The following is a 12,728-nucleotide window of genomic DNA, read 5'->3' as shown; positions in this document are numbered from 1 at the left end:
GTCCTTAATATGCTTAATGAGCAAGATTATATCTTTTTAATAGGCAAACAGGATATTCAGAAATATAGAAAAGGTGAAATTATATTCAAGGAAGGGATGATGCCCTCCGGACTTTACTATATCCATTCAGGAAAAGTTAAAAAGTATAAAAAAGGGGCTACTGGCAAAGAGCAGATCATTTATGTGGCTAATAAGGGAGAACTAATTGGATATCATGCCATTTTATCTGAAGAACGGCATCAGGATTCAGCTGCAGTGCTTGAAGAAAGTTTAATCAGCTTTATACCAAAAGAAGATTTCTTTGAAATTCTTCAACGTAACCCACAGTTTGCTACGAGTCTATTAAAGGCATTGAGCCATGAGTTTACCGTATTCGTAAACAATATTTCAGCATTTTCCGACGCCTCAGCGGCTGAAAGACTCGCAATTGCACTGATTGTATTCAGAGAAAAATCAAAAGCCGGCCTTTCCTATGGAGAGACAATTGTAATAGATATATCCAGAAGTGATCTTGCTGGTATAGCAGGTATAGCTAAAGAAAATGTAATTAGACTATTGAAGGAGTTTAAAGCTGAGGGTATGATTAAAACACAAGGTCGGAAAATCTGGATACAGGATATTGAAAAACTCGTTCGGAGATCTAATAGAAGTTAAGCTCGGCAAAATTGACCAGGCTAATTCGCAAAAAACTATCCACCTATGCTCAGACATACAGGACAAAAAAGAACCTTTAATCACAATCTCAGACTTGCTATCTTGCTTTGTCTAAATGCAGGATTTATTAACGGTGCTGGCTTTCTGGCATTCAGAGTATTAACGACAAATGTAACAGGACATGCTGCATTATTTGCAGTTAACCTTGCTGAAGCAGATTTTAGAGCCGCAGGTATTGTTGCACTCTGGTTTTTGTTGTTTTTAACAGGAGCATTTACTTCAGGTATATGCATAGAAGCGATTGGAAGAGAAAAATCTTCAGCCTACCTACTACCTATCGGGATCATTATAGCGATATTAGCAACTGTTACCATTTCCTGCCATAGCTACAATAGTTCTCTACATGAAACTGAATATTTTGCAGGCAGTTTACTATTTGCCATGGGTATGCAGAATGCATTGGTCTCGATGATCTCTGGTTCGGTAGTGAGGACCACCCATCTTACAGGGATGTTTACTGATCTGGGGACAGATCTCTCTATCGCCGTTATTCAACCTTTGAAATTAACTGCAAGGATACAACGGCGCATCTTGCTTAGAGTGGTCATTATTACTTCCTTTCTCTTTGGTGGAGTTATGGGTACATTTTTATTCCTGCAATATCAATTTGACGCGTTTCTAATGCCCATTTTTTTTCTAATGACTGCCTTATTCTATGATTATTTCCGCTTTCACGTTATTCGTGTGATGCGTCGTTACAAATAACAATTAAACGTATGCATAAATGCAATCGATCCTAAGGGATCCAGTACGTAAATCATGAATTTACCTACAATAGTAGGTGTAGTTCTAGTCTTCAAAGAAATGAGTTCTATAATATTAACAACTGGTTAAGCTATATTAACATAGTTAGCTCTTAAAATGGAGCATATGCAATTAATTAATCACAACATTACGTTTGGGTGGCTCGGCGTGCAGTAAATGCTTTACAAAAAAATCTCTTTTTCTTCGCCTTCCGTATGCACCACCATCACTGTGCCCCATTCCAGGTATAGATAGTAATTCAAAATCTTTGTTTGCTTTGATTAAGGCATCAGCCAAGCGGTAAGTAGATTCAGGTGGCACATTTTCGTCGGCCTCGCCAACAATCAGAAACAAATCACCTTGTAATTTTGCTGCATTAGTGATATTGGACTGCTCATCGTAATGAGGGCCAACCGGATAACCCATCCATTGCTCATTCCACCATTGCTTATCTATCCTGTTATCATGACATCCGCAAGCCGATACCGCAGCTTTATAAAATTCTGGATGGAACAGCAAAGCGCCCGTTGAATTTTGCCCCCCAGCTGAAGTGCCATAAATACCCACTCTGCTGATATCTGCGTTAGGATATTTTTGTGCCATTGCCTTTATCCATAAAATACGATCCGGAAATCCTGCATCAGCCAGATTTTTCCAACATACGTCGTGAAAAGCTTTTGAGCGGTTTGCAGTACCCATACCATCCATCTGCACAACAATAAAACCCAGTTCAGCAAGGCTCTGCATTTCGCTATAAGGCGTAAAATTCTTGGGTACAAAGCTATCCTGAGGGCCTGCGTAAATATATTCAATAACGGGATAGGTCTTACTATTATCCATTTTCGATGGCTGCCATACTACTCCCCAAATATCTGTTTTGGCATCTCTTCCTTTAGCAACAAATACCTCAGGTAATTTAAGCCCTGCTTCTGTAAAACCAGTGGTAGTACCCCGCTCTAATTCCATGATGCTTTTGGCATCTGCAGTTCTTTTAACAACAGTTACTGGCGCAACATTGATCTGTGAATAGGTATCCACATAGTAGTTTCTGTCGGGAGAAAATACTACCCGGTGATTGCCCTGCTCAAGATTGAGTGCTATCGTATTTTTACCGTTAAAATTAACCCTGTACTGATGTAAAAAATAAGGGTCCTCTTTTTTATTCACACCACTGGCAGTAAACCATATCTCCCTTTTCTCCACGTCAACGCTATCAATATCACGTACTACAAAATCCCCCTTTGTAACCTGAAATTGTTTCCCCGTTAGCGTATTTACCAGATAAATATGGCGATAACCGTCTTGCTCGCTTGTCCAAATTACTTCATTGGTTTTGGGCAGATAGCGTGTGTAAATGCGATCTTCATAAATAAAAGTTTTTGCCTTCTCATCTATAATATTCCTGGTTTTCCCCGTTTGTACATCTACTTCAATCACTCTAAAACGCTGGTGGCCACGATCTACTTTTTCATAGAGATAATATCTGTTGTCATTATTCCGCCAATGCAGAGGTTGTGGTTCAAAAAAATCGATTTGCTCTGTATCTACCTTTATTATCTTCTTAGTTGTAATATTGAAAATAAAAGGCTCGTAACTGGTGAAGACGTCCCCCGGCTGCGCATACTCATGTGATTTTAACTGTCCTCTGGTTGTTCCTGTTACTGCGCTCAGCACATAATAAACACTATCTATCTTCTTTGGATTCACCAGGTATCCTACAACATTTTTGCTATCGGGCGACCAACTGAATTCAGCATAAGGTCTTTTTTCTGTCCCGTCTGTTGTTAACTGGGTTTCTGCTTTACTTTCGGTATCTGTTACAAAAAGATTCCCAGCCTTTAAGCTGAGAACGTTTTTTCCATCCGGGGATAAGAAGCGCGAAGGAGTCCCCTCCCATCTCGATCTTTTTCTTTGTAATGGTTTCCTTGGATCATAATTAACAAAGCTGGTATCTTTAGCTTGTTTGAAACTGTAATCGTCCAAATTAATTTCAAGCCATTTCCCATTTAACTTGAGTGTTAACAGGGTTCCCGAATTGCCAAAAATAAGCCTATCAAATTTTAGTTTTGTAGCTTCCTGCACTTTATCAAAGAACTTATTTGCTATCGTGGCAACTCTGGTATGATCAAAAGCCGGTTTATGTACACTTTCTGTTATATCAGCATAAATAAACTCCCAGTTGCGATCCGCTAAGTTTCTTTTGTACCAAAACGAGTGTCCGTCTGCGTTCCAAAATGGAATTATTTCATTATTTACGGCTACCTTTCTCAACGCACTATCCAGCTGTCCAGCCTGAGAATAGGCTCGTTCCATCTCAGCACCTGATGGACTAAAGGGTTGTAATTGATTTTGTTGAGCTTTGGAACTGAAGGCAATAACTATTAAAAAAAGATAGATACTACTAATTTTCATGTTTATTATTTTTAAATTTTCCAATCACAAAGTAAACCGGGATACCGATCAAGGTGATGATCAATCCTGGCCAGGTGAAACGGGGTTTATATAGGATCAGCAGGACGCAAAAAGCTAACCCCATAATGATATAAATAAGTGGCAAAATCGGATAGCCAAAAGCCTTGTATGGACGTTCAATATCAGGGCGCTTTTTTCTGAGAATAAAAATACCTCCAATTGTAAGCATGTAAAACATCACCACAACAAAGGAGATCATATCAAGCAGATCACCATATCTGCCGCTAAGGCACCATAATGAAGCCACCAAACACTGGATCCAAAGACCAAAGGCAGGTACAGCATTTCTGTTTAAGGCACCCACTTTCTTAAAAAAAAGGCCGTCTTTAGCCATAGAATAATAAACCCTGGCGCCTGCCATAATCAATCCATTATTACATCCAAAGGTAGACACCATGATCATTAGCGCAATAATAACAGTGCCCGATGATCCGAATATAACCTGCGAGGCAGAGACAGCAACCCTGTCTTTATCTGCATGTGCCATGTCGCTGAGCGAAAGTACACCGGTATACATGATATTGGTCAAAATATATAATATGGTGACCATGACCGTACCAAGTGCAAGGCTCAACCCAACATTTCTTTTTGGATTCCTGATCTCACCCGCAACAAAGGTGACATTATGCCAGGAGTCGCTACTAAAAATAGAGCCCACCATAGCAGCGGCAATCGCACCAAAAGCAGCCATTGTAGTATAAGAGCCTACGGCCGACGATCCGGCCAGTGGTTTCAACTCCCAGGCATCTTTCCAGTTACTCTGCCAGATATCTTTTTGCAGAAAAAACAAACCGAATACAATCAAACCGAAAAGGCTCAATAGTTTGGCCATCGTAAAAACTGTTTGTATGGACTTGCCTGCATTAACACCCCGGCTGTTTACGTAAGTTAAAATAATGATAACAACTATTGCGAGCAGCTGTGCCGGCGAAACATGTAAAAACCCAAGATCAATAGCTATATGATCTTCACTAAGCTGAGGTAATAAATAAGCTGTGAACTTTGCAAAAGCCACACCAACTGCAGCAATAGTAGCGGTTTGAATAACCGTAAAAAAACTCCAGCCATATAAGAAACTTATTAATGGATTGTATGCCTCTTTTAAATACACATATTGTCCACCAGCTTTCGGATACATAGCGCTTAATTCGCCATAACTTAAAGCTGCAGTTAGTGTCATAAACCCAGTTATCAGCCATACCACCATTAACCAACCCGAGMTCCCTACATTCCTGGTAATATCTGCACTTACAATAAATATTCCTGATCCGATCATACTGCCGGCAACCAGCATCGTGGCATCAATTAACCTGAGTGAAGATTTAAATCCGGTGGGTTCTTGTTTCATAATTTGTAGAATCTCCATTGGGTTGTAAAATCCCTTTTTAATGGCTGACCGGTTAATGTTGCCCTCACCATTTCCATCGGAATCAGGTTCTCTTTCATCACCCGTTCATGAAATTCATTATAACTCATTTTTCCGCTTTCTACGAGTTCGTTTTTTAAAGCCATCAATTGTAGCCCGCCAATCATATAGGCGACCTGATATAAAGGACTATAGCCACCTTCAAATGACCTCCTGACTTCTCCCTCTGCATTGGCAGGCTCATGACCCACCCGATTAACAAGAAAGTCGACACACTGCCCCGGAGTCCATTTACCTAAGTGATAATTTAGCGAAAATATAATCCTTGCGCAGCGATGCATCCTCCAGAACAGCATACCGATACGCTCTTCGGGGCTTTTAGCAAAACCTTTGTCATACAAAAGAAGTTCCCAATAAAGGGTCCATCCCTCAATTCCAAAGGGCGTAGTAAAAAGTTCCCTGTAATTCTTGTAGCGGCTATTCATATAATACTGCAAATGATGACCTGGGAGTAATTCATGTTGTACGGTACCTCTTGAAAAATATGGATTGTTACCACGCATACTCATCAACTTATCGCCTTCATTCATTGTATTTGTTGGATACGATACACTAATTTCTCTTCCTCCTGTAAAAAACGGATTGACCAGCTGTCTTTCAGCCGACATCATGACCATCCCCCATGTTTCCTCTGCAAGGGCAGGAATTTTAATTAAATTATGTTCTCTTATGAAATCAAGCGCTTCTTTCTGTAGTTGCACAATTAGTTCAGGCTGTTTACCGGGAGCAACAAAGCTTTCTTTGACTTTCTCCTGGGCTTTTTTCCAATCTTTTCCAAAACCCATATCCGCCGAGGCTTTTAATAACTCCTGATCACAAAATGCAAACTCTTTTTCTGCAATTTTAACGAGTTCTTCTGGCGTATAGGGGATCATTTCTGCACTTAATTGCCTGATAAGTTCTGTTTGCCCAATTGGGGTTCCTTTTATTCCGTAGTCACTGTCCTTTTGAAGGGACTCCTTAATGGGTTTCCCAGAAAATAATGATGCATAATTAGTTAAAGCCACGGTTAATGCATCATAAGGTTTAGGCACCCACCAATCGAATAATGGATCATATCCTTTATAAAATTCGTAAAAACCTCTTAGTCTCGTTTTCAAACCAGAAATTGCTTCATTTGCAGTTCCTGATAATTTCTTATTCAATGTTGTCTCTTTTGATAAGGATGCATTTGAAGCCTCCACTACTTTCAGTATTGCCTTAAGCTTTGTGGCCACAGCCTGCCAATCCATTGCCTTCCCCCTTCGTCTTTCCTTTTCTAATGCATAGATATCCTGAGCAAAGGGAATATATTTGAGAATAGCCTGATCGTTAATTTCCGCATTCTCCAATTGACCAATTTCTTTACCGATCTCCTTTTTTAGCAACAGATAATCAACCTTACCATAAATACTAAAAGAATCAAAATCCAGATGTTCCAGTCCTTTAAGGTATTCCTTATGGACTGCAAGCAATCGCTCCCTTTGCTCAGGCGAATAATAAACATGCTCGACTTCGGGATAAGTCCCTTCTATAATATATGGTGAATAGAAATCCTGAATGGCTTTTACATCCCTTTGGTAAGTAATGATTGTGGTTCCCATCTCGCTGGTTTGCTCGTATAGAGCAGAGGCCATTTTTTCCTGCGCAAAAAGGAGCGATGGCAATAAACACATAATTAAGAGTCTGTATAAATGTTTTTTCATAAACATAGTCATATTTGCCTTATTATACTGCGATAAGACCTACTCTACTTACATTATTATAGGCATCTATGTATGCACGCGGCGACTGACCTATAATGCTCTTGAAAACACGATTAAAGTTTGTAATGCTATTAAATCCAGCTTTATAGGCGACTCCCGAGATACAATCCGGTTTTTCGCCTGATACGAGGCTTTTACACGCATCATTTATCCTCACTTCGTTTAAAAAAGAAATGAAAGTATGTCCGGTATGTTTTTTAAAGTACCTGCAAAATGCCTGTGGGGTCATATAAGCAGCATTTGCCACATCTTCAAGATCAATCTGATTGTTATAATTACGCATAATAAAATTGATAATATTACTCAACCTCATTCCCTCACGCTCTGAAAGATTAGAAGAATAAAAGTCCGAACAAAGCTCCTCGGCACTTCCCCCAATATCCAGGAGTAATTCAAACAGATTCAAAAAATTAAATAGTACATCGGTTCCAGATGCCTGATGAACTTCAAGCATCTTTGATGCAAACTGTTTCTTGTATTTCTCAGGGATTTTAAACCCATGCTTATTATTCCTCAAAAAAGAACTCGCTGCTTTTAATTCAGGTAGATTAAATAAACCAGCTAATACTCCTGAAGGATTGAAATAAATAGAACATGCCTTGATACTTTTACTTTCTTCACCCATAAAATATTCGGGGTTACTTTTAAATAAATGGGGAAGATTAGCTCCTATTAAAAAGAGATCTCCGGGACGAAATGCATGCATGTTATTACCTGCTATCAATGTACCTTCACCACGCTCAACCCAAGTTATCTGCCACTCGTCATGCCTGTGAAGATATTGATAGAAATGAGGTAATTCAATTTGTTCAGATATCACACTCTTGTCATTCGGTACAAGTAAAGTAAATGGGAGTACTTTCATGGTCGGTTGTTTAAGTGGTGGATTAAGTTGGTTGATTAGTTGTTGAGTGTTAATATACAAATGTTAACACTTAGCTGATTACAAGCATGTTAAATTGGTTAAGATATGGTGACACATTGCTAATATACGTCAAAGTAACGCTTATTAAAAAGCACAAATCTTTTCTATTATTCACCTTATGAATACAGCCTAATAACCAGGATTCTGCTTCAAATTGGGATTTTTTGCCAACTCGTCTTGCGGTATTGGAAATAATGTACGTGTTTGTGCCTGTGGGTGCGGAGAATGGTTGAACCACCGCTTGGTTTGGAATACGCCGAAACGGATCAGATCCTGCCTGCGATGAGCTTCTGCTGCAAACTCCCAACCTAGTTCATCTAAAAATCGACCATAAACAATATCTGCGCCTCCATTCACCACAGATACTTTTCCGTCAGGTGCCTGTAATCCATACTGATAGTTGCTACCTTTTAAAAGATCTGCGCCGGTGACTGTTGCTTTTCCCGGATTATCTTTGAAAGCACGCTTCCTGATCTCAGTTACAATTAAAGCAGCCTCATTTGGTTTGCCCGTCCTTAACAGTGCTTCTGCCTTCATCATCAAAACATCTCCATATCTTAAAAACGGAAAATCGTTATCCATAGCTCCCGTGGCTTTAGGTTTAATTACATACTTACCTATTCGAAAGCCCTGGTTACTGGCTGCAACAATTCCGTCAGTTCCACCCATACCAGGAACAAATTTCACGTAATTGATCATCACCTGACCAGAGGTGGGGTTTATCTGTGGGCCCTGTATCCAGGAATCTTTCATACGACTGTCATCAACATCATAAGTATCGATAAATTGTGGTACTGCACAATTCCCACCCCATGGCTGGGCGGTCATCTGGTATACACTCTGACTTAGTGGATCAAGGGTTTTTAAATGAATCTGATTTCCTACTCCATAAATTTCATCATATGGAATGGCAAATATGATCTCTTTTGAGTTCTGGTTAGTGTAAGTAAATACATCGCTATAATTATTATCTAACTGGTACTTATTGCTGTTTATCACATCATCAGCTTCCTTAATACATTTTTCGTATTCAGGTGTTCCCACATAGATTTCCGAATTGAGGTATATTTTAGCAAGAAGCGCCTTTGCTCCCCATTTATTCATTCTTCCATAAGTAGTGGCAGCATCTTCACTAAGCACAGGCAATACTTCATTTAATTCTTTTAACACAAATGCATACACTTCGGCCCTTGTATTTTGTTTAGGCAAAGAAACGTCCTTAAAGCTTGTAACTATGGGAACATTACCATGATTGTCCATTAAGAGATAATAGGCAAGTGCCCGTACAGCCCTAAGTTCTGCAACCGCGCTTTCTTTAATCGCTTCTAACTTGAGGGTACCTTCTTCAATCTGTGAGAGTATCATGTTGCATTTTGTGATACTCGAATAGGCATTTTGCCAGGTATTAAAGGGCTGATATTCCTGGGTAGTCCAGGTATGCTGATGCATCCGGCGGTATGTTCCGGCATCGTCCCAACCATTAGGGCGAACTGGTGTAATGATACAGTCGGCAGCTTCTTCCTGCAAATCAAAATATCCCTGCCATCCGCACATAACCGTTCTTAAAGAAGCGTAGGTAGGCGCCAGAATAGATGGGAGATCTTTCTCTGAGGGATTGAATTTAGATGGAAGGACTTCGGAATACACTTCCTCATCCAATTTAGTACAGGAAATGATAACGCCAGAAACTAGCGTTGCGATTATTATATATTGGAAAATTTTCTTTTTCATGATATTTATAACTTAAAATGAAACATTAAGTCCGGCAGTAAAAGTCCGTGTAGTAGGATAAGTATCCCGGTGTTCAATTCCAGGTGCAAAAGTGAAATCACCTGAATAGCTTACCCCTTCGGGATCAAGACCTTTATACTTTGTGATGGTAAATAGATTAAGTCCGGAAACATAGATCCTGAGGTTACTTATCTTTTTGATAAAATCTTTAGGTAAGGTATAACCAAGTGTGATGTTGTCAATTTTAATGTAATCGCCTTTTTCAATGTAATGGCTAACATAAACCAGGTCTGTATTGAGTTGTTTACCATATACCGGATCATATGCGGTTTTTAATACGTTATAGGCCTTGTTAACAGGGTTTTCATAATACATTCTTTGCATATTCAGTACATCGTGACCAAAGGCTCCCCTAATGTTTACCTGCAGATCAAAGTTCTTAATCTGAAAAGAGTTATTCCAGCCCATCAGGTATTTAGGAATTCCGTTCCCATAATACTGACGGTCCTCGGCAGTCGATTCTGCAATGGGTATAACTTGTCCATCCTTGTTCTCTACCAACCATTTCCCATTGTCATCTACCCCTACACTTTTAAGTACAAAGAATTGGCCAATGGGGCCACCAACTTTTACACGATGGGTTGATGACTGAATAGGCTCGCCAGTGTAACCTGCATCAAAAAATTCAGTAGTTACGTCAAACTGTTTATTAGACAAATCAACCAATTTGTTTTTATTAGTCGAATAGGTAATGTTGGTGTTCCATTTCAGCAATTTGCTGTCTACTGCTTTAATATTTAAAAGTGCTTCAAATCCWGAATTTTTCATTGCTCCCGCATTAAGGAACATGTTACCGGCTAAATATGGAGGAACAGGCACGGGGAAATTATAAAGCAGGTCTTCTACATTCCGTGTATAATAGTCGAGGGATCCGGTAATCCTGCTTTCAAATAAACCAAAGTCGACACCAACATTATATTCTTTCTTTTTCTCCCATCGCAAATCCGGATTAAAGTTTCTTGTTGGAACAAATCCCTGAACCCATTTACCATTAATAAATGCACCTTCGTTATAAGTAAAATCATAACTGCTCTGAGACATATAGGGTTCATTCGCAATTGTTCCTGTAACACCATAGCCTGCCCTTAACTTCAAGTCTGATACTACTGCAATATCCCGCATGAAATTCTCTTTGTTTACTCTCCAGCCAATAGAGGCAGCCGGGAAAGTTCCCCATTGATTGTTCACACCAAATTTTGACGATCCCTCTCTTCTTACACTTGCCATAAAAAGATATTTTTCATCCCAGTTATAAGTAAGACGTCCAAAAAAACCGGCAAGCTGCCATTTACTTTTGAAACTGGTCATTTCCGCCAGTCCTCTTTTTAATGCGGAACCAGCTTCCAATTGATTCCAGGTATATGCATCTGTAGGAAAATCAAAATTATAAGCACTGAAGTTTTCAAAAGTTGCATCTTGCCAGCTATAGCCACCAAGCAATGTAAAATTGTGGTTATTGATGCTCTTTACATAATTAGCCGTTAACTCAATCAGGTTTTCTTTATTAGAATAAGTAGACCGTGATGCAGTTCCGTTCAACTGACTTTTGGTTGTATTTACGTGATCGAAAGTAGTACTATTACCATTCAAATTATTGTTTTGTACATTAGAAGCTAGTATTTTTAGGCTTAGATCCTTTATCGGGCGATAGTCAAGACTTCCGCTAACCCGCATCTCCCGAAAAGTATTGTCGTTTGTTGCCTCATTAATTCTGGAAAGGGGGTTATCGTAAAAATAAACTGCTCTTTCCTGCCATTTTCCGTCCTCAGTTAAAATTCTGTCTGTAGGATTACGTATCATCGCCTGTCTGTAAGCATATCCATCGGCTCCTCCCTGAGTGGAGGATGTTGTTCGGTTGATCACCTGAATATTGGTTTTTAACTTATCATCAAACATGGCATGATTTAAATCGGCCCGAATGGTAAGTCGTTCCTGACCGGTACGCAAAAATATGCCCTCCCAGTTTCGATAGTTTACTGACCCGGTTAAGTTTGTAGTTCCGGTACCACCAAAAAAACTTATGTTATGGTTCTGACTTACCGGATTTTGTAAAATCTCATCCAGCCAATCGGTATTACTTCCAAAATCTGTATAATTCTTACCCTCGGCAATTAATCGCCTGTAATCATCAGCGGTCATCAGTTCGGGCCTTCTTGCAATTTTTTGAACGTTTACATAATTTGTATATTCAATTGTTGCCTTTGATTTACCTCGATTTTTCCGCGTAGTGATCAGGATTACACCGCCAGTTGCACGTGTTCCATATATCGCTGCAGCTGAACCATCTTTTAAGACATCTATTGATTCAATATCTTCGGGAGAAACTGTATTTAAACTTCCCGGAATTCCATCTACCAGGACTAAAGGTTCAGAAGATCCATTGATGGAATTCAACCCCCTCAGATTGATTTGTGTGCTGGCAGTGGGATCGCCAGAAGGCGTTGTAATCCTGAGCCCGGCAACTTTACCCTGAACGAGCTGTGCGGCATCTCTTACTGCTCCTTTTGTGAAATCCTCGGATTTTACCGTGGCGATGGAACTGGTTACCTCTCCTCTTTTTTGGGTACCATAACCCACTACCACAACTTCATTTAGCCCTCTGCTTTCCGGCTCCAGCTTTACATTGACTGTGTTTTGCCCATTGAGTGAAACCTCCTGAAGTTTATACCCGAGATAACTAAATACAAGCCGCGCATTGGCATTAGAAACCTTAAGGATAAAACTACCTTTATTGTCTGTACTTGACGCATTTGTTGTACCTTTTTCATTGACAGAAACACCAACCAGCGTAGTTCCGTCTGCAGAATCATAAACTGTTCCTTTTATTGTAATTGCATTTTGGGCATACAATTGACAGGGAAGAAGGAAGAGCAAAAGAAACCATAATCCATTACTACGGTGTTTGTAACAC

At 39.7% G+C, this 12,728-nt stretch carries 8 protein-coding genes; 2 read left to right on the top strand and 6 right to left on the bottom strand.

Translation table 11 applies throughout. The features are described 5' to 3' along the window. Both AC1DG9_RS14765 and AC1DG9_RS14760 read left to right on the top strand, forming a co-directional pair. On the top strand, nucleotides 1-654 hold a 654-nt coding region (locus tag AC1DG9_RS14765; RefSeq protein WP_477634804.1), incomplete at its 5' end, for a Crp/Fnr family transcriptional regulator. Between the two features lie 45 nt (nucleotides 655-699). Continuing rightward, complete coding sequence (locus AC1DG9_RS14760; protein WP_172660056.1) at nucleotides 700-1,419, top strand: YoaK family protein; 720 nt, start codon at nucleotides 700-702, stop codon at nucleotides 1,417-1,419. 171 nt (nucleotides 1,420-1,590) lie between these two features. Here AC1DG9_RS14760 and AC1DG9_RS14755 read toward each other — a convergent pair whose 3' ends face one another. The 6 genes from AC1DG9_RS14755 to AC1DG9_RS14730 all read right to left on the bottom strand — a co-directional run. Then, complete coding sequence (locus tag AC1DG9_RS14755) at nucleotides 1,591-3,870, bottom strand: S9 family peptidase (protein WP_288879132.1); 2,280 nt, start codon at nucleotides 3,868-3,870, stop codon at nucleotides 1,591-1,593. Next, nucleotides 3,860-5,278 (bottom strand): APC family permease, encoded by a 1,419-nt coding sequence (locus tag AC1DG9_RS14750; protein WP_477634803.1) that lies wholly within the window; start codon nucleotides 5,276-5,278, stop codon nucleotides 3,860-3,862. Before AC1DG9_RS14750 ends, AC1DG9_RS14755 begins: the two co-directional genes overlap by 11 nt. Then, nucleotides 5,275-7,041, bottom strand: coding sequence for a DUF885 family protein (locus tag AC1DG9_RS14745; protein WP_337716773.1), 1,767 nt, complete (start codon nucleotides 7,039-7,041; stop codon nucleotides 5,275-5,277). Before AC1DG9_RS14745 ends, AC1DG9_RS14750 begins: the two co-directional genes overlap by 4 nt. A gap of 22 nt (nucleotides 7,042-7,063) precedes the next feature. Then, nucleotides 7,064-7,966, bottom strand: a complete 903-nt coding sequence (locus tag AC1DG9_RS14740; RefSeq protein WP_288879129.1) for an AraC family transcriptional regulator — start codon at nucleotides 7,964-7,966, stop codon at nucleotides 7,064-7,066. Between the two features lie 189 nt (nucleotides 7,967-8,155). Then, nucleotides 8,156-9,757, bottom strand: coding sequence for a RagB/SusD family nutrient uptake outer membrane protein (locus AC1DG9_RS14735; protein ID WP_337716771.1), 1,602 nt, complete (start codon nucleotides 9,755-9,757; stop codon nucleotides 8,156-8,158). A 12-nt stretch (nucleotides 9,758-9,769) separates the two neighbouring features. After that, nucleotides 9,770-12,728: SusC/RagA family TonB-linked outer membrane protein (locus AC1DG9_RS14730; protein ID WP_477634802.1), on the bottom strand; the 2,959-nt coding region annotated here is incomplete at its 5' end.

The sequence above is a fragment of the Pedobacter sp. 05L430 genome (assembly GCF_056397585.1).
This window is presented reverse-complemented; position numbering and strand designations above follow the sequence as displayed.